We start from the raw sequence: 21485 nt of genomic DNA, 5'->3' as shown, positions 1-21485 counted from the left end.
AAAGGCCATAATTGGCCCGGTTATTTTTACTGTGACGCTCGGTGCTTTATGATGATAATTATCATAGTTTGACTCGCCGTGTCTGCGGTATAGGGAGAATAACGTGCTATCCATTACTAAACTGCGCATCGCCACGCGTAAAAGCCAGTTGGCCATGTGGCAGGCTGAGTACGTTCGTGACCTTCTGATGGCAGCTAACAGCGGCCTGGAGGTCGAGCTTGTTGCCCTGTCGACGAAGGGCGACAAGATACTTGATACACCCCTTTCAAAAATTGGTGGAAAAGGACTATTCGTTAAAGAGCTGGAAGATGCCATGCTTGATGGTCGCGCCGATATTGCCGTCCATTCCATGAAAGATGTCCCTATGCATTTTCCAGAGGGGTTGGGCTTATCCGTGATACTTGAAGGCGCGGATCCAACCGATGCGTTTGTCTCTAATCATTACTCTAGCATTGATGAGCTTCCAGAGGGGGCACGGATTGGCACAGCCAGCTTACGCCGTGGGCTACAAATGCGCGAAGCCCGCCCTGACCTGCAAATTCTCAATCTGCGCGGCAACGTACAGACACGACTTGCCAAGTTAGACGCTGGTGAGTTTGACGCCATTATTCTCGCCACCTCTGGCTTGAAGCGCTTAGGGCTGGATGAGCGAATTGCCCAGGCGCTTCCCCCGGAAGTGTGCTTGCCCGCCTGTGGCCAAGGCGCGCTCGGCATAGAGTGCCGCCTGCATGATCCTGACCTTATCGCGCTACTGGCCCCGCTGGATGACGCCGATACCGCCACACGCGTGCGGGCAGAGCGAGCCATGAACACACGCTTGGAAGGTGGTTGCCAAGTACCCATTGCTGGTCACGCGGTACTGGATACGGCTAATGAAACTATGTGGTTACGTGGCTTGGTGGGTAACCCCGACGGCACCCGCGTGCTACGCGCCGAAGGGAAAGGCTCGATACATGAGCCTGAAGCGCTGGGCATTCGTATTGCCGAAGAGCTCCTCGACCAAGGAGCGGGTGATATCTTAGCTGAGGTTTACGGTCGCGAAATATGACCAAGCCACCGGTACTGATCTGCCGCCCCGGCGAGCGTGGGGATGTGTTGGCCGAGGCGTTACGCCGCCAGGGCGAGTGCGTTGAGTCACTCAATGTGATGCAGCTTGAAGCGTTGCCGGAAGATCCGGTGATGCGACAAATATGGCTGAATATTGATCAGTACCATAAGATAATTGTTATTAGCCCTTTTGCTGGTGTTTGCTTAGCCGAAGCGCTGGATCGCTTTTGGCCTCAGTTACCCGTGGGTATTAGCTATTTCAGCGTTGGTCGCGCCACGGCTGCCACACTATATGAACAGCTAGGGGTACATGTGCACGTGCCATCACCCACCGCCGGCGAAGATACCAGCGAAGCGCTGCTGTCGCTTTCAGCGCTGCAGCAGTTAGAGCATCAACGTATTCTCTTGGTAGCAGGAGAGGGTGGCCGCCCATTATTGGCCGACACACTGGCAGAACGAGGCGCAGAGGTGACGCGCCTTGCGGTTTATCGGCGCAGGTTGGCACCTTTAACTCCGCCTCTTCAGGCCCGGCTGAGTTCAGGTAATTACCGGGCGTTGATCGTCACCAGCAGCGAACTTCTAGAACATCTGGCAAAATGGTGTCATCAGGCGGCCTTGAACCAACCGCTAATCGTTTCCAGTCGCCGTTTGGCTACACTGGCTGGCATACTCGGTTTTTGTGACTTAAAGGTGGCGTCCGGAGCAACGCCGACTGCGTTGATAGCGGCGTTGGAGGCCTGCGACCCACAGGATGCCGATGTCGATCAAGGAACTTACTAAAGGCTAGCGACAGATGAGCAAACAAGTAAACGATCAGGACGATGTAAAATCGACGTCCACTGATGCCTCTCAGGGCGTCCCTAACAGTACTGATAAGCCCACATCCACTCCCGATGCGACAGCGTCCAGCACGCCACCGAGTGCAACAACCTCTTCTCAAAGCGGTGCTAATGCCACTAAGGGGAGAAGTTCGCGTCGGCGCGGAAAAGGCACGCAGGCGACCAACACCTCGACCGCCAGCAGCGCCAATGCACATGTGCCCGACACGAGCACCGCCAACTCAAGGACTTCCGAGACCCGAGCTAGCGCTTCAGAACCGGCTAAAAACACCTCTGCCTCCTCTTCCACACCAGCTAAAGAGCGTGACAGCACTAGCACCAGCACCGCGCCCAGTGCTACCGCCGCTAGTCCTTCGCCAACGTCTAGCACGACCTCGACAAAACCGAACAGCGACAAGTCATCGTCGCACACAGGCACCACACCGCCCTCCGGCCACAAAGGCAGCGGCAATAGCAGCGGTAATGGAAATGGCAAGGGTGGCGGCAGCAAGGGCAGTGGCGTCGCAATCGCTCTGGTGATTATTCTGGCGGCTGCTCTAGCCTTGGTCGCGTGGCAGGGTTGGCAGCGTCTTGAGAGCCAGCAGCAGCGTCTTGATGAACTGGCGCAACAGACAGACAATACGGCCTCTCAACAGGCAGTCGACGAACTGGCCTCGCGCCTGGATAGCGGTGAAGAGGAACGTGACGTAGCGCTGCAAAGCGCACTCGACGAATTACGCAGTGAGTTTGAAAGTTATCGCAGTGATGTCGATGAGACATTGGGGCAAGTGCTTGATCAGCTATCTCAAGCGCAGGACACCGACGAGCGCGAATGGCTGCATGCTGAAGCTGCTTACCTACTACGTTTAGCCAACCAGCGCCTGCAGTTTGAAGGCGATGTTGAAGGTGCTGCTGCGCTGTTGCGCACCGCCGATGAACGGTTGGCAGAGGCCGACAACCCGGCGTTAACGCCCGTGCGCCAAGCAATTGCCAATGAGCTTGCAGCGCTTGATGCCGTACCACAGATTGATCGCACCGGCCTTTACTTGGCCCTTAACGCCCAGCAGGAGCGTATTTCTAACCTGCGCCTTTCACAAGAAATTGAAGCGCGCGCGGTTACCTCCGGCATCGAAGAGCCACCCACCGGCACCTTCCAGCGCCAGTTAGCGCGCTTCGGGGAAGAACTCAAAGACCTCGTCGTGATTCGTCACCACGATGAAGCGCTGGAAGGGCTCATGACGCCCGAGCAAGAGGCCTACCTGCGTCAAAGTATACGTTTAGTATTGGAACAGTCTCAGTTGGCGCTGCTCAACGAAGAGCCCAAGCTGTACGAGGCGAGCATCGACAAGGCACTACAGTTACTAAATGACTACTACGATACCTCTCGCGAAGCGACACAAAGCGTTATTACGCGTCTTCAAGAGCTTCAAGACGCGCAGGTAAAAGCGGAATTGCCGGATATCAGTGCTTCTCAGCAGGAGCTTGAGCGCTTTATCGACAACCGCTATGAGACGCGTGGCCAAAGCGGAGGTGATGCATGAGAAAACTTGTTCTCCTCATTGTCGCAGGGCTGGCCGTCGGGGCCCTGTTTGGGCACCTGATGATGTCGGTGCCCGGCTACTGGCTCGTTCGGGTAGGTGACTCATCCATACAAACCTCGTTCTGGTTTGGCCTGGTGCTGCTATTTGTGGCCTTTATTGTGCTGCATTTTGTACTGCGCTTACTTAGCGGCATTATTCGTCCTGTGGGGCGCTTTCGTAGCTGGAATAGCCGTGCGCGCAATCGGCGTGCCATGCAGCGCACCCAGCGCGGCTTGGTGGCCTTAACGGAAGGACGTTGGAAAAAAGCCGAAAAAACCTTGGCTAACGCTGCTGATGATTCCAGCACGCCGTTGGTCAACTACCTTTCCGCAGCGCTGGCGGCCCACTACCAAGGGCACCATACCAAATCCCAGGAGCATCTTAATCAAGCCCAACTAACCACTGAGGGTGCCGACACCGCAGTAGGCTTAATGCAGGCGCAAATGATGATTGAGCGCCAGCAGCCGGAAGAGGCATTGGCGATCCTTAATCGACTCGATAAAAAGCTCTCCAACCACCCTCAAGTACTCAAGCTACTCAAGCAAGTGCACTTGAGTGTTAACGACTGGGAAGGGCTACGGCGCTTAATTCCACGACTAGCGTCGCAAAAATTAATCACTCAGCAGGAGCGCGAGCAGCTAGAGTTCAAGGCCTACCGCGAGCTGATTATATTTGAAGCGCAAAACCCCAGCGATATCGAGCGAGTTCGTAGTCTTTGGGCCGATATGCCGGATTATCTACGCGGCAATACAGAGCTGATAGTGCTCTACGCCGAAGCGTTGATTCAAGCGAATGAAGAGCCCATTGCCGAGCGTTTGATAAATCATTCGCTGGATCATCATTGGGACGCTCGCTTGGTGACACGTTATGGCCTGCTGAATGTGGACGCGGGACGTCAACTCGTGAAAGCCGAAAAATGGCTTCAGGAGCGCCCCAATGATCCCGAGCTATTACTCGCGTGTGGTCGTCTATCCCTGCGCACAGGCAAGTGGGAAAAAGCCCAGGAATACTTTGAAGCTAGCCAACGCCAGCGTCCCAACGGTGTGGTATGTGCTGAGCTGGCCCGCCTTTATGCAAGCCTTGGCGAGCATAACAAGAGTCAGCTCTACTACCGACACAGCGTTGAAATGCTGGCCAAATCGCTGCCTTCATTACCCCAACCCAGCGACTCAAGCGACAGCGAAAGCCCCAAAAAAGTGGCTAAAAAGCGTAGTTAAGCAAACGCCGCTGCAACCCAAAAGGGTGCCCGTTGGGCACCCTTTTTAATGATATAGTCTATTAAAACAGCATTAAGACAGTAACGTAGTCAGAGTAGTTATTTCAGGCTTCTCTGGGGGCGGACAAGTCTGAGGTGCAGTGCCCACAACGAGTGGCTTTGATAGGTACGGTCATAAAACAGTAAGGGCACGCTTTCTCGACGGGGCTTTTGGGTGCTTCCACCTCTTCTCGCTTCAAGCGGTTGATGGCTCTCACCAACATGAACACGGCCAAGGCTACAATCGTAAAACTCACGACTGCATTTAAAAACAACCCAAGGTTGAGCGTCACAGCCCCTGCCGCCTGAGCCTCGGCGAGAGTAGCATAAGGCGCCGACACGCTCCCCTCACGCAACACGAAAAACAGCCGAGAGAAATCGATACCGCCTACCAATAGTCCAATCACAGGATTCATCACATCCCTGACCAAACTCTGCACAATCAGCGTGAAAGCGCCACCAATAATAATCCCCACCGCCATATCGACGACATTGCCTTTTACCGCAAACTCTCGAAATTCTTGAAAGAACTTTGCCATCTCTTCGCTATTCCTCACGTTACACTTTAACTGATACTGGGGGCTACGTTGCCAATAAAGAGCATGGGCGACGGTATCGCGAGGAGCAAGTCAAACCGTGAATGCAGGCATTATCGCACGCAGCCAAACCGTGATGCTCCCGCTCAAAACTTGAAATTAGCCGCACGCGCCTTAATCTAGTATCTCAGCAATCAAGTTTCAGGAGCGCGTAGCAACGTCTGTTTGAGCGACTTCATCTGGAATTTAAGCGCCAGCTAACCTATACCAATACGATGAAGCCTTAATGGTCGATCGCCTCGAACTGTTTGAATCGGTCGCAGAATCGGCTTACTTTACGTGGTTTTTCAAGTATCAGTCATAGCATGTCAATGAGGAAGCGCCTTAGGCGACAGCTAAGTAAGGTGCTTCCTCATTCACAACGTTATGTAACAACCCTGATAATTACTATTAAACAATAGAGTTTAACAATGTATAAGAAGTTACAGCGTTTCCTGTTTCCAGAAAAACCTTACTGGTACTTGATACACCGGGCTCAAACAGAGCCATCTTTAAGCTTGCAAACGTTAAAGCCGCTGCCTCACCTGGATCGTCACGCCAGCAGTCACTTTTACATTCAACCCAAATCAAGCACGCTGTTTAAGCTGGTACGGGATAAATACTCGCCTAAAGATGATTTTTGGCGCTGGCTGGGACGCGATATCATTGCCAAGCGTTTAGCGGGCTCCTTCGATGCGCATAAAGAATTTACCAGCCGCCGCATATTGGAACAGTTAGGGCAACACACGGTAGCTGTGCGCTGTTACGGGGTGGCGCTTAATTTTCTGAACCCTTTAGGCTCATTATATGCCATGGAGCATATGGGCAATTGTCTAACGGGTAGTACCTATTTTGAAACGCTGGATGAGGCCGGGCGCCATGCGTTTATCGATACACTGAGCTTACAGATAATCCAGCTCGCCAACGCAGGCTATTATCACCGCGACCTGCATCTTGATAATCTGTTAATCGATGAACAGCAACAATTGGTCTGGATTGACACGCACGTCAAGTCGCTGCCTACCTCCTCAAAAAAGCGCAAAGCACTATTGGAAAACGCCCTAGCTAATAGCCGCATCCCGACAGATACCTACCGCGAACAGCTCCGCAACAGGCTCGCTCCTTACTTTTAACCAACCAATAGTTACTCGTTGGCTTTGCTCTCAAACACATTCATATCCCCTTGGCGATACCATCACCTCCACCCAACCGACATGTATCAACATCGTGTTGACGGTCATGACCAAGGCAAGGATAAAATAGCGTAGTCGTTTATTCGGTACGACCTTGATAACCATTCGCTTCGTACTTTTAAATCGCGCCGCCAAGTAGGGTAGCAAACGCGCCAACACTTACTGCTTTCTTGAACTCCAATGGGCCACCGTCGTCGCCTAGTTTGCCTACAAAGAGACCTTAAAAAGCCACTGGTTATAAATAAATCTCTGCGGTAAAAGGCACCAACCGTCATTAGATAAATGTACAACTGTTCGCAATACGAACCTGATGGTAAGGTGATAACTCGGGTAACACAACGCGAGCTAGCGCTTAACCCGGCCGTCAATGGTCATGCTTAAACACCTTAGTTCGCGTAACGAACTTCGTGCGTTACTCTTTTATAACCGACCTTGAAAATTGGACCGTAAAACAATGCAGGAAGAAATGCTCAGCGAAGACAGTCGCGACTTTGTTACCGCACCTGCAAGTGGGTTAGAGGTGATACAGGCATTTGACCATGAGCATCCACGTATGACGTTGAGCGAAGTAGCCACGCGGACGGGGATGAACAGGGCAAAGGCTCGGCGATTCTTACTTACTCTTCATGCCCTAGGGTATGTGCGTAAACAACAGCGCTACTTTGAACTGGCGCCTCGAGTGCTTCAGCTCGGCTATGCCTTTTTGTCGGCCAATAACTACCGGGATGTCATTCAGCAACACCTGGAAGATATTACCGCTGAAACCGGAGAATCTTCATCGCTTGGGGTACTGGATGGCAACGATGTCATTTATGTTGCCCGCTCGGCGGCCAAGCATCGCTTGATGGCGATTACGCTATCGGTGGGCACCCGACTCCCTGCCGCACATACCTCCATGGGACGTATGCTACTGGCCCAGCTCAACGATACGGATCTTGATCATTTTTTATCATCGGTTGTGCTGGAGACCTACACCGATAAAACAGTGACTGACGTCGAAGAACTACGCCGCCAGATAATTCAAGCACGACAACAAGGCTATGCGATTTCCGACCAGGAGCTTGACTCCGGCTTGCGCTCCATTGCTGTTCCCGTTTATGACGCCAAACAACACTTAATGGGCGCAATCAATATTAGTACTAATGCTGCCCGGGTCGATCTTGATACGTTGATTCACTCATATTTGCCTGTTTTACAAAATAAAATAGCGCAAATACGGCGTCATATTAACTAATCTCCGCCATCACCGCCTCTAGCGCCGCCCGATAGCCTTGAACGCCCAATCCCGCAATCACGCCATCGGCACGCAGCGAGACATAGGAGTGGTGGCGGAAGGATTCGCGCTTGTGGACGTTAGATAAATGCACCTCAATCACTTTACCGTCAAAGGCATTGAGGGCATCCAGGATAGCCACTGAAGTATGCGTGTAGGCAGCCGGGTTAATAATAATGGCTTGGGTGCCATCTAAACGCGCGGCATGAATAGCATCAATCAATGCGCCTTCATGATTACTTTGCCAGCAGACGATGTCCCAACCGGCCATCACCGCTTTCTCTCGCAGCATGTTATTCACATCGTCTAATGTCGTGTAGCCATATATCTCTGGCTGGCGACTACCCAATAAGTTTAGATTCGGGCCATGAAGCACTAATACCTTTCCTTGACTCATACTTATCTTCACCTTGATGTAAGGGGACATGAAATGCTGTTCCTGCCCGTTCTATCACTTAACCCACCAACTGCGCCAGCGCCTGTTCAAGCGATGATTCCTGGCGCTGAGTATAAAGCTCGATCTCATCAATCACACGACTCCCCAAGGCCTGTTCAAACTGCTGTTGGCTGGCGCAATCCTGAGAATTAATGGGCATTACCTGCTAGTAGAGCTAATAGTAGCGCTATTAGTGACGAATGAATTGCACATTTCCCGCGCCTTGCTATATATAAAACCCATTTGATACAGACTATAAAACCAGCCTGGAGCAGGATGCCAAAACTGTTACATTAATGCCTTTATCTTATGCACGCAGGCTGGCTTCATGACACTTCCGCTATATCTAGGGTTGCCCATGTGGGCCAATCAGGACTGGCTAGGCAGCTTTTATCCGCGTCATGCCAAAACAGAGCTATTGAGTGATTACGCGGCGGTATTTTCGAGCGTTGAAGGCAATACCACGTTTTATAGCGGTATTCCAAAGCAGGAGACGGTTGCCGCCTGGGCAAGCCAAGCGCCCTCTCACTTTCGTTTTTGTTTTAAATTACCTGCCAGCGTCACCCACGACCAACGGCTAACGCGTTTAGAAGAGGCATGGGCATTTTTAGCCGCGCTTGCACCGCTTCACGACCGGCTTGGTCCGACCATGGTTCAATTACCAAGAGATTTTGGCCCTCAAGAGCTTCCGCAGCTTGAGGCACTGCTGGCTGCTTGGCCACGTCATTTACCTTGTGCAGTAGAGGTACGTCATCCTGATTTTTTCCTCAAAGGAGCCGCCGAAACTGCGCTTAACCGCCTGTTAATAACTTATTCGGCCAATCGAGTGATGCTCGATGTGCGTCCGGTCTTTTCCACTCCGGCAAATGGTCATATCGGCTTGGCCCATGCCCAGCAAGAAAAGCCGAAACTACCGCTACACGTGCTTTCCACGGCAAAATATCCGGTAATTCGCTTCATTGGCCATATTGACAAAACGATTAACAAGGACTACTTCTCGGCTTGGAAGGCGCGCTTAAAGCTGTGGATAAGTCAGGGGAAAACCCCTTTCTTATTTGTGCATACCGCTGATAACCGCGAGTCTCCCGAGATGGCACGTTTACTCTATAACGCGCTGGCGACCGAGGCTCAGTTACCTCCTTTTAACCGCTTTCCTGGTGAGAAGCAAAGCCAACTGTTTTAGTCGGCTTATTTAGACACGTTAACTGGCATGCTTGTGGTCGATCAGATAAATTGCGCTTACTTTTGGAAAAGTACGCTGGCAATAATTCGTTTTCCAAAACTTGCGTGGCTAATGCGTCACGCAGCGACTGACACACAACAATCGACTCAATGGGTGATATATGGCGAAGCTTGCACATGCGCAATGGTCATCGAAAATGACCTTTGTGCTAGCCGCCGCTGGTTCAGCGGTTGGCTTAGGGAATATCTGGAAATTCCCCTATATGGTGGGTGAAAGCGGTGGCGCTGCTTTCGTCTTTGTTTATTTACTGTGTATCGCGGTTATTGGCTTACCTATTCTGGTTTCAGAGTGGCTATTAGGGCGGCGCGGGCAGAAGAACCCCGCCAGCACCATGTCGGAGCTGGCCCGCACAGCTAATCAACCTGGCATTTGGGCCATTGTGGGCATCAGCGGCATTATCGGCGCTTTTTTGATTTTATCGTTTTATAGCGTGATTGGCGGCTGGTCTCTCTATTACACCGTCAACTCAGTCAGCGGTGCATTTAGTGGCCAAGACGCCGACGGGATTGGCGCCTTGTTTAATGGCATGCTGAGCAACCCAGGCTTGCTGCTGGTAGGCCACTCGGTCTTTATGTTGCTGGTCATTGGCATTGTCGCCCGTGGGGTCACCAAAGGTCTGGAAGGCGCTGTGCGCATTTTAATGCCGGTACTGGCGCTGCTGCTAGTGGTGCTGATCGGTTACGGCATGACGACTGGGCACTTTGGTGAAGCGTTGACGTATATGTTCAACCCGGACTGGAGCAAGCTGAGCGCCGATACCGTGTTAGCCGCGCTAGGCCACGCTTTCTTTACCCTGTCATTGGGTATGGGCATCATGATGGCCTATGGCTCTTATCTGGGCAAAGACATCAACCTGCTGCAAACCGCGCGCACGGTGATCATCATGGATACCGTCATCGCGTTGGGCGCCGGGTTAGCCATCTTCCCTATCGTGTTCGCTAATAACCTTGATCTCGCCTCGGGTCCTGGGCTGATTTTCGTCACCCTACCACTGGCGTTTGGCAATATCGATGGCGGCACCTTACTGGGTTTGATGTTCTTTTTGCTGTTGACGTTTGCGGCGCTCACGTCAGCCATATCACTGCTTGAACCTGTCGTGGAATTCGTCGAGGAACGTACGCCGTTAAGCCGCGTCATGGCTACTATCGTTGCCGGTGTAGGTGCTTGGCTACTGGGTATTGCAGCGCTGTTATCGTTCAACGTATGGAGCGAGCCACTGATGTTCGGGATGGGCGTATTTGATTTACTGGATACCCTAACCAGTAAAATAATGCTGCCGTTGACGGGGCTTGGTGCGATCCTCTTTACCGCCTGGTGTCTAGATCGCAAGAGTGTTGAAACCGAACTGAGGCTGTCAGCAACGGGCGTCAGCATGTGGAATATCATCGCGCGCTATGTAGCGCCCGCGGGCGTGATCGCGGTGTTTGTCACAGGGTTTATGTAAGGTCATCAAGCTATTCATGATAGCCCTGCTATTAGCAGGGCAGTGATGCCCTACTTGCTCGACCTTGGCCGTTTCAAGTGATTACTTGACGCTAATAAGCTAGTGCAATTCGCTCTCTTGCCGATCCTCATCAGGCAAGGGGGCGATATCCTGCGATAACTTCTGAAACTCCCGATGCAGCTCAATCCCCCGTCGCGCGCGTAAGCTGCGTTGGGCAGCGCTACGTTGGCGCTGAGCATGCTCAGCGACTTCCATACTCATAAAAATATCGAGCAATTCGCTTTTAACTGAGGTGATTCGTTCGATGTTTCTCATAATCGACGTTCCTCCAGATGAATATGCCTTCGTCCACCTGCATCCGTGACGACTGTTATGATGCAGTGCGGCACTTCATTTTTTACTATACCCTACTTGACAAAATGATGACCAATCTTAAAAAAAGCGCCTAACTGCCTGTAACGTTGTTTCCTACGGCGCTTTGCTTGCCCATTTAAGCCATCTGTCAGGCATACTGTGACAAATGCTAAACGCCGTATAACTTATAATGCTGCCATACCGCACTTGACCGTCATGAATCGCCAAGTGTGCTAGAAAGCCAAGGAGCTGAACGTGAGTCGCGCCCTGTTCGATGAAATGAGACGCCGCATGGAGCACTTTCGACGCTCCGAGCAAAAAGTGGCGCGGTTTGTGCTGCGCAATCCCGACGAAGTCATCCACATGCGAATTGTGGATTTGGCCACCGAAGCCAACGTCAGCGAACCCACCGTGGTGCGCTTTTGCCGCGCACTCGGCTGCAACGGCTTTCAGGATTTCAAACTACAGTTGGCGCAAATGCTGGCCAGCGGCAGTCAGTTTGCCCAGTTTTCGATGAACGACAGCGATTCAGTCGCTGAGTTTTCGCATAGCATTTTCGACTCAACGGTAGGCACCCTTTTATCAGTGCGCGACCGGCTCGATAACGACTCGTTGGGCCGCGCGGTGAACGCATTGGCGATGGCCAATCGCGTCGAATTTTATGGGTTTGGCGCCTCGGGGGCGGTCGCCTTCGATGCCCAACACAAGTTTTTCCGCCTCCAAATTTCCACCTCTGCCTACGCCGACCCGCATATGCAAAATATGTCAGCGGTCACCTTAAAGGAGGGCGATGTGGTGGTCGCGATTTCGCAAACCGGGCGTACCAAAGCATTGGTTGCGAGTGTGCGCTTGGCGCGGGAAGCGGGCGCAACGGTGATTGGTCTATGCCCCAGCGGCTCACCGCTCGCTGAAGAGGTCAGCCTGCCGCTCTATATCGATGTTCACGAAGACACCGAAATCTACACCCCGCTTAGCTCTCGCATTGCCCATCTGGTGCTCATCGATGTGCTTGCCGTTGGTGTCGCCAAAACCCGCGGCCCGAAACTCGCCGAACAGCTCAAAGCGGTGAAAAAGAGTCTTAATACGCTGCGCTTTCCCGAAGATAACTAATTGCCACCCCTGTATACACAGCCAGTTCGCTGGCTGTGCTAAACTAGCCGCCTATTTTTTGATCCGGCAGCGGCTACTATGGACGACGTCACGGCGATTCTCGATCAGCTCAACTCCGCCCAGCGCGAAGCAGTGAGCGCCCCCCAAGGTAACCTATTGGTACTCGCAGGCGCAGGGTCCGGTAAAACCCGTGTGCTGGTTCATCGCATTGCCTGGTTGATGCAGGCAGAAGGACTGTCTCCTTACGCACTGCTCGCGGTCACGTTTACCAATAAAGCCGCTAAAGAGATGCGTACCCGACTGGAAGCGCTGCTGAGCCTGTCGCTCAGGCATGTGTGGGTGGGCACCTTTCACTCAATTGCCCACCGCTTGCTGCGTACCCACTGGCAGGACGCCCGGCTGCCGCAACACTTCCAGATTATCGATTCCGACGATCAGCTACGCCTGGTCAAACGGCTGCTGAAGGATTACTCAATTGACGATGAGCGCTACCCGCCCCGTCAAGTGCAGCACTTTATTTCCGGCTGCAAAGAGGAAGGACTTCGCCCCCACCAGGTGAATGTCGATGGCGATGTCTACATGGGCCAAATGGTCGAGCTTTATGAGCGCTATCAGCTCACCTGCGAGCGTGGGGGGCTGGTCGATTTCGGCGAGCTTCTGCTCAGGAGCCTAGAGTTATTACGCGACAACCCGGCCTTGTTAAACCACTACCGCGAGCGCTTTGGCCACGTGCTGGTAGATGAGTTTCAGGATACTAATACGCTGCAATACGCATGGTTAAAACTGCTCACAGGTATGCAGACACCGATGACGGCGGTCGGCGATGACGACCAGTCAATTTATGGCTGGCGCGGCGCCAAAGTCGAAAATATCAGTCGCTTTGAGCAGGAATTCCCGCAAACGCATACCGTGCGGCTTGAGCAGAACTACCGTTCCACCAGCGCCATCCTGGAAGCTGCTAATACCCTGATAAGCCACAACAGTGAGCGAATGGGTAAAAATCTGTGGACCGATGGTATCGAGGGCGAACCGATCTCGATCTACGCCGGCTTTAATGACCTTGAAGAAGCACGCTATATCGTCGACACCATCAAAGAGAAAGTCGACGAAGGCTTCAATCGCCGCGATATTGCGATCCTCTACCGGTCCAATGCTCAGTCACGGCTGCTGGAAGAGACGCTGATTCGCCAAGGCATGCCTTACCGTATCTATGGCGGGCATCGCTTCTATGAGCGGCTGGAGATCAAGAACGCCTTGGCGTATCTACGCCTGATGCTTAATCGCGATGACGATGCCTCGCTTGAGCGGGTAATTAACGTTCCTACCCGCGGCATCGGCACCCGCACCGTGGAGATCGTTCGGCTGCGCGCTAGAGAGCAAAGCATTCCGCTCTGGCAGGCACTGCACGATGCGATCCACGACGGCACCTTGAAAGGCCGCGCAGCTAATGCGGTTCAGACCTTCGCCAACCTGATTGAGCAACTCGATAACGATGCCGCGGGCATGGCGCTGCACGAGATTATCGATCACGCCACGGTGAGTACGGGCTTGATTGAACACCATAAAAGCGAGCGTGGCGAGAAGGGCCAAGCACGGGTCGAGAACTTGGAGGAATTGGTTACCGCTGCCCGCGCCTTTACCCAAGGCGATGTTTTCGAAGCGCCCGAAGCGGGTGAAGGCATGGCAGCGCTTGAAGCATTTTTATCCGAAGCGGCGCTGAATGCTGGCGACCACGAAGCCGAAGAGTTCGAGGACAGCGTACAGCTAATGACGCTGCACTCCGCCAAAGGGCTGGAGTTTCCGGTGGTGTTTATTGCCGGTATTGAGGAAGGTCTGTTTCCGCACAAAATGTCTCTGGAAGAACCGGGCAGACTCGAAGAGGAACGTCGGCTATGTTACGTAGGCGTCACGCGCGCCATGCAGAAGCTCTACCTGACCCACGCTGAAACCCGACGTTTGCACGGCAAAGAGGTATTCCCTCGCCCCTCACGCTTTTTACGTGAACTGCCTCCCCATTTGCTTGAAGAAGTCCGCTTGCGCGGGCATATTTCACGTCCGGTGACCGCCTCGCGCACCTCGTTTGCCCAGCAGCGAGTCGAGAGCAGCGGCGACCTACCCAGCCTGCACGTGGGCCAAGGAGTGGAGCATCCGGTATTCGGCGAAGGGATTATCCTTAATGCGGAAGGCGAAGGTGCCCGCGCCCGTGTGCAGGTTAGTTTTGAAGGCGAAGGGGTCAAATGGCTGGTACTTGGCTTCGCCAAGCTGACGCCCCTGTAAACCGCTCTTTTAATCATTACTGACGCGCCCAGGCGCCTATGAGGCAGTATGAAACAACGCTTGAAACGCTTATTTCCCGAAGTCAGTCATGGTTGGCAATCACTAAGCGGCTATCAGCGTTTTGAACGCTTGGTATCCATGGTGCTGACACTCGCTATCGGTGGAGCGGTGCTGGTGGCCATGTACTACCTGGTCATTCACGTGATTCAGCTACTGTTTATTGAGAGCCGGGACCCTTTTGACTATCGCGTCTTTCAAGCGTTGTTCGACATGATCCTTACTGTCTTGATTGCCATGGAGTTCAACAACTCCATCATTCGTACCATGACTAGTGGTAAAGGCTTTATCCACGTAGAAATAGTCGTGCTCATTGCCATCATGGCGCTAGTACGTAAATTCATGGTACTCGACATGGAGGTCATTGATCCCTGGCAAATTGGCGCTCTATCAATGGCCGTACTGGCGTTAGGCGGCTGCTATTGGCTGGTACGTCATGGCAACAGCTTGAAAAATGCCGACGATGATTAATCAGGCTTGCGGGTTAAATTCGCTATACAGCATACTGATAAACAGCCATGGCGCACGCCGCGCCCTATAACAACAGCTTTATTTACGCTTGGAGTCTTGTTCACTATGCAACGCCGTCATTTCCTGAAAACCGCCAGCTTGGGCGTCGCCGGCGCAGCTGCCGCCCCCTTTGTCACGACCTCTAGTGTACGTGCCCAAGACACGTATACCTGGGATATGGTCACTTCATGGCCCAAAAACTTCCCTGCCCTGGGCACGGGTGCCAATGATTTTGCTCGCCGGGTAGAACAGCTCTCCAATGGTCGCATGAAGATCCGTGTGCATGGCGCCGGTGAACTGGTACCCGCTCTTGAAGTATTTGATGCGGTCGCCGCCGGTACGGCTGAGATGGGCCACTCCGCCTCTTACTACTGGCGCGGCAAAGTGGCCGCATCGCAGTTTTTTACCGCCGTTCCGTTTGGAATGACGACGACTGAAATGAATGCCTGGTTGTACCATGGCGGCGGCCAAGAGTTGTGGGATGAGATTTATGCCAACCACAACCTGAAGCCATTCCCGGTGGGTAATACCGGCGCGCAGATGGCGGGCTGGTTCAAGAAAGAGATCAACTCGTTAGACGATATGCAGGGCCTGAAGCTACGCCTGCCAGGTCTTGCGGGTGAGGCCATGAACGGTATTGGTGTTAGCACGGTTAACATGCCGGGATCGGAAATTTTCACCTCGCTGCAAACCGGCGCACTCGACGCCGCCGACTGGGTCGGGCCTTATAACGATATGGCATTTGGTCTCCATCAGGTAGCTGATTATTACTACACCTCCGCCTGGAACGAGCCCTCTGCCGTCCTGGAAGGCACTATTAATCTGGATGCCTGGAACTCATTGCCGGAAGACCTTCAAGACGTGATTCGCGAAGCCGCGCGTGCCTCTAACCTCGCAATGATCAGCGAGTTCGCGTTCCGTAACGCACAGGCACTGGAAACACTGGTTGACGAACATGGCGTTCAACTACGCACGTTCCCTGACGATGTGATGGAAGCGCTTTACACCTCATCACAGAACGCGATTCAACGTCAGGTCGAGAGCGATGAAGAGTCGCGCCGAGTGTATGAATCCTACTCTGCCTTCCAGCAACTCCTGCGCCCGTTCACCGATGTGAGTGAGTACGCGTATCTCAAGAACCGTGATCAAGTGGGCGCCTAACGAAGCGTTTGGTCATTGAGAGCCTTGGTCTTTAATAGCGTAAGGCGGGTACGGTAAGAACAGCAGATAAGAACGGCAGGTAAAAAAACAGCAACAGGGCGCAATGTGCGCCCTGTCGCGATGATTAACCTAACCCAGAAGCGGTAGGGTAGCTCGTTACGCCATTCTACTCGCTGTGCACGGCTCGAATGCGCCCATTATCGTCTAGCGCCACCATGACAAAGCGTGCCTCGGTCACTTTTTGACGCTCTTCTATTCGTTGCCCATGGGGCGGGCGTACCCAGACCTCTACGTCAATTTTAATTGAGCTATGGCCAATGTCCTGTACCTGGGTGTAGACGCTAACCATGGATCCCACCCGCACCGGGCTCAAGAAATCCATGGCCTCGATCGCTACCGTGGCCGTTCGGCCACCTGCTTCACGACAAGCGGCAAGCTCGGCTGCTTGATCCATCTGATTGACCAGCCAACCACCGGGAATATCGCCATAAAAATTGGTATCTTGCCGGGAAGCCAGTAACTTTAAAGTAAGCTGTCCTTGGGGTGCGGGTACGTCGTCCAAATCGGTTTCCAGAAGTGTCATGGGGTCGTCGCTTAGTCAGTTTATTGTTGTAAACATTGCCAATAGTCACGTTATCAATCGCCGTTGTTGCGTCGCAACACAGCTGAATGGATTCAGTTAACCATAAGAGGACGCTTGTTTGAATACTCTTTTCACCAATGAGCGCTCACCTGGCGCGCTAAAACGTGCCTTACTGGCCTTGTTACTGGCGTCTCTAATAGGGGTAACGCCCTTCTCCTGGGGGCAGTCAGGCGCAATGGACGGCACCTTGGGGGCAGTGGGCTCAGACACCATGGCAGGCTTAATGCTGCGCTGGGGCGAAGCCCTCACCAGCCGCTATCCTGAAGTGACGCTACAGTTTCAAGCAAGCGGTTCGGCCAGCGCCCCCACGGCCCTGGTCGCCGGGACTACCCGGCTAGGCCCCATGTCACGTCCCATGACCGCGGAAGAGCGCGGTAACTTTATTGACCGCTATGGCTACCCACCGCTGGAACTGAAGGTCGCCCGTGACGCACTGATTGTGGTTGTCCATCGCCACAATCCACTACGCGCGCTCACCCGGCAGCAAATTGATGCCATATTTTCCACGTCGCTTGCCTGTGGGGCTGAAGCAACGATAACGCGCTGGGATCACTTGCCCGCTACCGGCGATTGGCCCTTCGGCAGTATTGCCCTACATGGTCGTAACCTGGCATCGGGCACTCACGGCTTATTTCAAGAACGAGCCTTATGTGGCGGCCTATTCCGTCGCGATATCAGCGAACATCCCGGCTCTTCAGCAGTGATTGCCGCCGTCGGCGAATCCCCCAATGCCATGGGCTATGCTGGGTTCAACCACCTTAACCCTGCGGTACATGCTTTAAGCCTCTATGACAACCAAGGCATTGCGATACCGCCTGACGAGGCGGCCATACAAAACGGAGATTACCCGCTGTCGCGTTATCTCTACCTCTACGTTAACCTGCCGCCTGGCGAGCGCTTGCCGCCTGCAGAGCAGGCCCTACTCACGCTTATTATGTCTGAAGAAGGCCAGCAAATTGCCCGTGCTTCTGGTTTTGTGCCCTTATCGCCGAGTGTTTTAAACGCACAGCAGGTCTGGTAAGCGGCTGTCATTTAAATGTCATAAAACTCCTTTAGGTTAAGGAGACATTCTATGCTCATATTTCTCTACGTATGGATCTTTACCTGTTCTCCCACTTAGTGACCAGTCCGGTTTTACCATGATAGCGACATGACCCCACCTCGGTTAATTTCTTCTCGTCAGCCACTGCGCCTGCTGCAGGATCGTGTGGCCACCGGGCTAATCACCGCCGGCGGCGTAGGTGTGCTGCTTGCCATTCTCGCCATTGGCATCTTTTTAGTATGGGAAACCCTGCCGTTGTTGACGATGGGCGATAGCGCCGCTCTGGCGAAACTATCACCTCTTGCCTGGGGCACACTCAAAGCCGCTCTGGCCGCGCTGCTGTTTGCCATTCCGGTGGCCTTAGGGGCAGCGATTTACTCTGCACTGTTTATGTCCGCGCGGCTGCGGGCGCGTATCAAGCCTGCCTTAGAAATGATGGAGGCGATTCCTGGCGTCGTGGTGGGCTTCATTGCGGGCCTTATTTTAGCGCCTTGGGTTGAGCGCCATTTAACCAGTACGCTAATCATTATTATATGGCTGCCCATCAGTGCCGGTGTCGCCGGCTTACTCTGGCAAGTGGTTAACGCACGCCTACGCCGCCGTTTACCGTTATCCTGGGCGGGGCTTTGGCTTATTCCTTGGCTCGCATGCATGGTCGCGATAGCGCTATGGCTTGCCCCGTGGATAGAGCAACAGTGGTTAGGCGGCGACCTGCGCCAGCTACTCGACCAGCGGTTCGGAATGAATTACGCCACCCGTAACGCGCTGATTGTGGGCATCGCCATGGGGTTTGCCGTCATCCCTGGCATCTACTCGCTCGCCGAAGATGCGTTAGCCGATGTGCCGGCGACTCTCATAGAAGGTGCTCAAGCGCTGGGCGCCAGTCGCTGGCAAGCGCTTTGGAAAGTAGCATTAGCGGCAGCTGGCCCAGGTGTTTTTTCGGCAGTGATGATCGGTGCTGGCCGGGCAGTAGGCGAAACCATGATTGTGCTCATGGCCAGTGGCAATACTGCGCTATTTAGCGCCAGTCCTTTTGAAGGAATGCGTTCCATGGCCGCTGCGATCGCCATCGAACTACCCGAAGCCTCCCCTAACGGCCTAACCTATCACTTGCTGATTTTAGCCGCGCTGACGCTGTTTATGTTCACGTTTCTAGTTAACACGCTCGCCGAGGTCGTTCGCCAGCGCTTGCGCCGGCGTTACCGCCAGATCGGAGGCGTATAATGCCCCCTGCCCCGGTCAACGTCTCTTCGCGTCGCCCTCGTATGCGCTGGCTGGATAATTTATGGCCCTGGCTATGCGGCGCTAGTGTGGCGCTCTCTCTGCTCATGTTAGGCGCGTTGTTGGCGCTTCTGCTGGTGCGAGGACTAGGGCACTTTTGGCCCACGACGCTGGAAGAGGTCACCCTGAATTCGGGTGATCGCTTTGCTGGCTATTCTGTCCGCGAGGTAGCGCTACCGCTGGAAACAGGTAATGAACGCCTCTATTTTACCGGCAACCAGGATATTACAGGTACGCGTTGGCGATGGGTAACGCTAGCAGAGATTGCCGACCGCTCCCAACCCGCCGACTTGATTCGCGTGGACCGCACCCCCTGGGGCGATTTTATAGGTCGTTTAGAGGCCCTAGAACAATCGGGGCAACGCTGGGAGGGGGACGCTGCCTGGCAACGCTTAACGGCTCTTTTAACGCTACCCGCCAGTCAACGTGAGGAGAGTCAGCTACTGCTCTCCACCGTAAGCGGTCAAACCTTGCGTCAACCGCTTGCCAACGTCGTGAGCGCACAGGCGCCCAACGCGATGTCATGGTGGCAAAAAACATTTGTCTGGGGCGATGCCGTATGGCGCTTTCTTAGTGAAGGCCCGCGAGCAGCCAATACTGACGGCGGGGTGTGGCCAGCGATATTCGGCACGGTGCTCATGGTCATTTTGATGTCTGTTATCGTGACCCCCTTTGGCGTCTTAGCGGCCATTTATCTAAATGAAATCGCCCACCAAGGCCAACTGACTCGCTTGGTGCGCATTGGCGTACGCAATCTCGCGGGTGTCCCCTCGATTGTATACGGGGTATTTGGCCTGGGCGTATTTGTGTATGGGCTTGGCAGCTCGCTGGATGAATGGTTTTTTAGCGACACGCTACCCTCGCCCACCTTTGGCACCGGCGGCCTATTATGGGCGTCTCTAACCCTTGCGCTGCTCACCCTTCCGGTAGTGATTGTGGCCACAGAAGAAGGACTGGCACGTATTCCAGAGGCTCAGCGCGAAGGCGCGGTGGCACTCGGCGCTACTCGTCTAGAGATGCTCACGCGCATTGTGTTACCCATGGCGGCGCCCGCTATGCTGACGGGGGTTATTTTAGCGGTTGCCCGGGCAGCAGGCGAAGTGGCGCCGCTCATGCTGGTCGGGGTTGCCAAGCTAGCCCCACAAATGCCCATTGACGGCGATTTTCCTTATCTACATTTAGAGCGCAAGTTCATGCACCTTGGCTATCATTTATTTGATACCGCCTTTCACGGTGAAGATGTGCAGGCCGCTATCCCGCTGGTGTATGCCACGGCGCTGTTATTAGTGTTAATTGTGCTGGTGCTTAATCTAACTGCCATATTTCTGCGTCATTATCTTAGGCGTCAACGGGGAAACGAATGCTAGCATCATTACATTCTACAACTACCTCTCAGGCACCAGTGACGCACTTTTCGTCCGACAGCAGTTGCCTGAGCATTGATCATTTTAACCTCGCCTATGCGGGGAAAAAGGCGTTGCACGATTTAACCCTCAGTGTACCCCGGCACCGTGTAACGGCCTTTATCGGCCCGTCGGGCTGTGGTAAATCAACGCTACTCAGGGCTATTAACCGTTTGCATGACCTTAATGAATCGGTCACCCATAGCGGCAAAATAATGCTCGAAGGGCAAGCTATTTACGACCCGAAAATGAATGTGACGGAACTACGCCGGCGTGTCGGGATGGTGTTTCAAACCCCGAACCCGTTCCCCATGTCGATCTATGAAAACGTCGCCTTCGGTCTTCGTTTACAGCAGCGCCTCCCTAAACGCAAAAGAGACGATATTATCGAGTGGGCATTAACCTCAGCCGCCCTATGGGATGAAGTGAAAGATCGTCTGCATCGCTCCGCTTGGCAGCTTTCAGGTGGCCAACAGCAGCGCTTGGTTATTGCTCGTACCTTAGCCGTTCAACCCGACGTACTACTGCTCGACGAACCTGCGTCAGCACTAGACCCGATTTCCACACTCAAAATTGAAGATCTGATCCGCAACCTCAAGTCAGAGCTTACTCTGGTGCTGGTCACCCACAATATGCAACAAGCGGCACGTGTCTCTGATTACACCGCTTTTTTACATCAAGGCGAACTGGTTGAATACGGGCCTACCGATCAGGTCTTTACCAATCCCCGCTTACAACATACCGAAAACTACATTACCGGCCGCATGACCTAGGCCTTATCGA

The 21485-nt window shown here is 53.6% G+C and carries 22 protein-coding genes; 16 read left to right on the top strand and 6 right to left on the bottom strand.

Features of this window, described 5'->3' with window-relative positions:
- The first annotated feature begins 103 nt into the window (after positions 1-103).
- Positions 104-1048, top strand: a complete 945-nt coding sequence (hemC, locus tag ACFFLD_RS15435; protein ID WP_386041895.1) for a hydroxymethylbilane synthase — start codon at positions 104-106, stop codon at positions 1046-1048.
- Positions 1045-1827 (top strand): uroporphyrinogen-III synthase, encoded by a 783-nt coding sequence (locus ACFFLD_RS15430; RefSeq protein WP_386041892.1) that lies wholly within the window; start codon positions 1045-1047, stop codon positions 1825-1827. Before hemC ends, ACFFLD_RS15430 begins: the two co-directional genes overlap by 4 nt.
- 156 nt (positions 1828-1983) lie before the next feature.
- On the opposite strand, the gene ACFFLD_RS15425 is transcribed toward ACFFLD_RS15430, so the two are convergent.
- Complete coding sequence (locus ACFFLD_RS15425; protein ID WP_386041890.1) at positions 1984-2361, bottom strand: hypothetical protein; 378 nt, start codon at positions 2359-2361, stop codon at positions 1984-1986.
- A 40-nt stretch (positions 2362-2401) separates the two neighbouring features.
- Here ACFFLD_RS15425 and ACFFLD_RS15420 point away from each other — a divergent pair, with 40 nt between their 5' ends.
- Together ACFFLD_RS15420 and ACFFLD_RS15415 are read left to right on the top strand one after the other, a co-directional pair.
- Positions 2402-3406, top strand: coding sequence for a uroporphyrinogen-III C-methyltransferase (locus tag ACFFLD_RS15420; RefSeq protein WP_386041888.1), 1005 nt, complete (start codon positions 2402-2404; stop codon positions 3404-3406).
- The gene (locus tag ACFFLD_RS15415; protein ID WP_386041886.1) at positions 3403-4662 is read left to right on the top strand and encodes a heme biosynthesis HemY N-terminal domain-containing protein; all 1260 of its coding nucleotides are present in this window, start codon (positions 3403-3405) and stop codon (positions 4660-4662) included. Before ACFFLD_RS15420 ends, ACFFLD_RS15415 begins: the two co-directional genes overlap by 4 nt.
- Positions 4663-4765: 103 nt before the next feature.
- Here ACFFLD_RS15415 and mscL read toward each other — a convergent pair whose 3' ends face one another.
- Positions 4766-5239 carry a large-conductance mechanosensitive channel protein MscL gene (gene mscL / locus ACFFLD_RS15410; protein WP_386041884.1) on the bottom strand — a complete coding sequence of 158 codons (474 nt, stop codon included), beginning with the start codon at positions 5237-5239 and terminating at the stop codon, positions 4766-4768.
- Between the two features lie 467 nt (positions 5240-5706).
- Between mscL and ACFFLD_RS15405 the strand changes: the two genes are divergently transcribed.
- Entirely contained in the window at positions 5707-6408 is a 702-nt protein-coding gene (locus ACFFLD_RS15405) for a hypothetical protein (RefSeq protein ID WP_386041882.1), read from the top strand.
- Positions 6409-6922: 514 nt separating this feature from the next.
- Positions 6923-7702 (top strand): IclR family transcriptional regulator domain-containing protein, encoded by a 780-nt coding sequence (locus tag ACFFLD_RS15400; protein ID WP_386041879.1) that lies wholly within the window; start codon positions 6923-6925, stop codon positions 7700-7702.
- On the opposite strand, the gene aroQ is transcribed toward ACFFLD_RS15400, so the two are convergent.
- Both aroQ and ACFFLD_RS15390 read right to left on the bottom strand, forming a co-directional pair.
- The gene (aroQ, locus tag ACFFLD_RS15395; protein WP_386041877.1) at positions 7695-8138 is read right to left on the bottom strand and encodes a type II 3-dehydroquinate dehydratase; all 444 of its coding nucleotides are present in this window, start codon (positions 8136-8138) and stop codon (positions 7695-7697) included. The two genes, ACFFLD_RS15400 and aroQ, sit on opposite strands and share 8 nt — an antisense overlap.
- A gap of 58 nt (positions 8139-8196) precedes the next feature.
- The gene (locus ACFFLD_RS15390; RefSeq protein ID WP_386041875.1) at positions 8197-8337 is read right to left on the bottom strand and encodes a hypothetical protein; all 141 of its coding nucleotides are present in this window, start codon (positions 8335-8337) and stop codon (positions 8197-8199) included.
- A gap of 168 nt (positions 8338-8505) precedes the next feature.
- Here ACFFLD_RS15390 and ACFFLD_RS15385 point away from each other — a divergent pair, with 168 nt between their 5' ends.
- Both ACFFLD_RS15385 and ACFFLD_RS15380 read left to right on the top strand, forming a co-directional pair.
- Positions 8506-9360 (top strand): DUF72 domain-containing protein, encoded by an 855-nt coding sequence (locus tag ACFFLD_RS15385; RefSeq protein ID WP_386041873.1) that lies wholly within the window; start codon positions 8506-8508, stop codon positions 9358-9360.
- A 160-nt stretch (positions 9361-9520) separates the two neighbouring features.
- Positions 9521-10864 (top strand): sodium-dependent transporter, encoded by a 1344-nt coding sequence (locus ACFFLD_RS15380; RefSeq protein WP_386041871.1) that lies wholly within the window; start codon positions 9521-9523, stop codon positions 10862-10864.
- A 99-nt stretch (positions 10865-10963) separates the two neighbouring features.
- Here ACFFLD_RS15380 and ACFFLD_RS15375 read toward each other — a convergent pair whose 3' ends face one another.
- Positions 10964-11179: a PA3496 family putative envelope integrity protein gene (locus ACFFLD_RS15375; RefSeq protein WP_386041868.1), complete on the bottom strand. Its 216-nt coding sequence runs from the start codon at positions 11177-11179 to the stop codon at positions 10964-10966.
- A gap of 294 nt (positions 11180-11473) precedes the next feature.
- Between ACFFLD_RS15375 and hexR the strand changes: the two genes are divergently transcribed.
- The 4 genes from hexR to ACFFLD_RS15355 all read left to right on the top strand — a co-directional run bounded on the left by hexR (position 11474) and on the right by ACFFLD_RS15355 (position 16333).
- A complete protein-coding gene (hexR, locus tag ACFFLD_RS15370) occupies positions 11474-12328 on the top strand; it encodes a transcriptional regulator HexR (RefSeq protein WP_386041866.1) in 855 nt (284 codons plus the stop codon).
- A 78-nt stretch (positions 12329-12406) separates the two neighbouring features.
- On the top strand, positions 12407-14605 hold the full coding sequence (gene uvrD, locus ACFFLD_RS15365) for a DNA helicase II (protein ID WP_386041864.1): 2199 nt from the start codon (positions 12407-12409) through the stop codon (positions 14603-14605).
- Between the two features lie 48 nt (positions 14606-14653).
- The gene (locus tag ACFFLD_RS15360) at positions 14654-15133 is read left to right on the top strand and encodes a phosphate-starvation-inducible PsiE family protein (protein ID WP_386041862.1); all 480 of its coding nucleotides are present in this window, start codon (positions 14654-14656) and stop codon (positions 15131-15133) included.
- A 105-nt stretch (positions 15134-15238) separates the two neighbouring features.
- Positions 15239-16333: a TRAP transporter substrate-binding protein gene (locus tag ACFFLD_RS15355; RefSeq protein ID WP_386041860.1), complete on the top strand. Its 1095-nt coding sequence runs from the start codon at positions 15239-15241 to the stop codon at positions 16331-16333.
- Positions 16334-16499: 166 nt separating this feature from the next.
- Here the strand turns inward: ACFFLD_RS15355 and ACFFLD_RS15350 are convergent, their stop codons facing one another.
- Positions 16500-16916, bottom strand: a complete 417-nt coding sequence (locus ACFFLD_RS15350; protein WP_386041858.1) for an acyl-CoA thioesterase — start codon at positions 16914-16916, stop codon at positions 16500-16502.
- A gap of 235 nt (positions 16917-17151) precedes the next feature.
- Here ACFFLD_RS15350 and ACFFLD_RS15345 point away from each other — a divergent pair, with 235 nt between their 5' ends.
- The 4 genes from ACFFLD_RS15345 to pstB all read left to right on the top strand — a co-directional run bounded on the left by ACFFLD_RS15345 (position 17152) and on the right by pstB (position 21475).
- Positions 17152-17997 (top strand): PstS family phosphate ABC transporter substrate-binding protein, encoded by an 846-nt coding sequence (locus tag ACFFLD_RS15345; RefSeq protein ID WP_386042861.1) that lies wholly within the window; start codon positions 17152-17154, stop codon positions 17995-17997.
- Positions 17998-18126: 129 nt separating this feature from the next.
- Entirely contained in the window at positions 18127-19242 is a 1116-nt protein-coding gene (locus tag ACFFLD_RS15340) for an ABC transporter permease subunit (protein ID WP_386041855.1), read from the top strand.
- Entirely contained in the window at positions 19242-20666 is a 1425-nt protein-coding gene (gene pstA / locus ACFFLD_RS15335; RefSeq protein WP_386041853.1) for a phosphate ABC transporter permease PstA, read from the top strand. The genes ACFFLD_RS15340 and pstA overlap by 1 nt, the downstream gene beginning before the upstream one ends.
- Positions 20660-21475, top strand: a complete 816-nt coding sequence (gene pstB / locus ACFFLD_RS15330; protein ID WP_386041851.1) for a phosphate ABC transporter ATP-binding protein PstB — start codon at positions 20660-20662, stop codon at positions 21473-21475. The genes pstA and pstB overlap by 7 nt, the downstream gene beginning before the upstream one ends.
- Positions 21476-21485: the final 10 nt, after the last annotated feature.

It is taken from the genome of Vreelandella sulfidaeris (assembly GCF_042429665.1).
Classification (GTDB): Bacteria; Pseudomonadota; Gammaproteobacteria; order Pseudomonadales; family Halomonadaceae; genus Vreelandella.
This window is presented reverse-complemented; position numbering and strand designations above follow the sequence as displayed.

Coding starts and splice junctions, on each gene's coding strand:
- ACFFLD_RS15345 (WP_386042861.1), top strand. CDS start 17,152: ATGGACGGCACCTTGGGGGCAGTGGGCTCAGACACCATGGCAGGCTTA.
- ACFFLD_RS15415 (WP_386041886.1), top strand. CDS start 3,403: ATGAGAAAACTTGTTCTCCTCATTGTCGCAGGGCTGGCCGTCGGGGCC.
- ACFFLD_RS15385 (WP_386041873.1), top strand. CDS start 8,506: ATGACACTTCCGCTATATCTAGGGTTGCCCATGTGGGCCAATCAGGAC.
- mscL (WP_386041884.1), bottom strand. CDS start 5,239: ATGGCAAAGTTCTTTCAAGAATTTCGAGAGTTTGCGGTAAAAGGCAAT.
- ACFFLD_RS15380 (WP_386041871.1), top strand. CDS start 9,521: ATGGCGAAGCTTGCACATGCGCAATGGTCATCGAAAATGACCTTTGTG.
- ACFFLD_RS15360 (WP_386041862.1), top strand. CDS start 14,654: ATGAAACAACGCTTGAAACGCTTATTTCCCGAAGTCAGTCATGGTTGG.
- ACFFLD_RS15375 (WP_386041868.1), bottom strand. CDS start 11,179: ATGAGAAACATCGAACGAATCACCTCAGTTAAAAGCGAATTGCTCGAT.
- ACFFLD_RS15400 (WP_386041879.1), top strand. CDS start 6,923: ATGCAGGAAGAAATGCTCAGCGAAGACAGTCGCGACTTTGTTACCGCA.
- pstB (WP_386041851.1), top strand. CDS start 20,660: ATGCTAGCATCATTACATTCTACAACTACCTCTCAGGCACCAGTGACG.
- ACFFLD_RS15340 (WP_386041855.1), top strand. CDS start 18,127: ATGACCCCACCTCGGTTAATTTCTTCTCGTCAGCCACTGCGCCTGCTG.
- ACFFLD_RS15355 (WP_386041860.1), top strand. CDS start 15,239: ATGCAACGCCGTCATTTCCTGAAAACCGCCAGCTTGGGCGTCGCCGGC.
- aroQ (WP_386041877.1), bottom strand. CDS start 8,138: ATGAGTCAAGGAAAGGTATTAGTGCTTCATGGCCCGAATCTAAACTTA.
- ACFFLD_RS15390 (WP_386041875.1), bottom strand. CDS start 8,337: ATGCCCATTAATTCTCAGGATTGCGCCAGCCAACAGCAGTTTGAACAG.
- uvrD (WP_386041864.1), top strand. CDS start 12,407: ATGGACGACGTCACGGCGATTCTCGATCAGCTCAACTCCGCCCAGCGC.
- pstA (WP_386041853.1), top strand. CDS start 19,242: ATGCCCCCTGCCCCGGTCAACGTCTCTTCGCGTCGCCCTCGTATGCGC.
- ACFFLD_RS15405 (WP_386041882.1), top strand. CDS start 5,707: ATGTATAAGAAGTTACAGCGTTTCCTGTTTCCAGAAAAACCTTACTGG.
- ACFFLD_RS15350 (WP_386041858.1), bottom strand. CDS start 16,916: ATGACACTTCTGGAAACCGATTTGGACGACGTACCCGCACCCCAAGGA.
- ACFFLD_RS15430 (WP_386041892.1), top strand. CDS start 1,045: ATGACCAAGCCACCGGTACTGATCTGCCGCCCCGGCGAGCGTGGGGAT.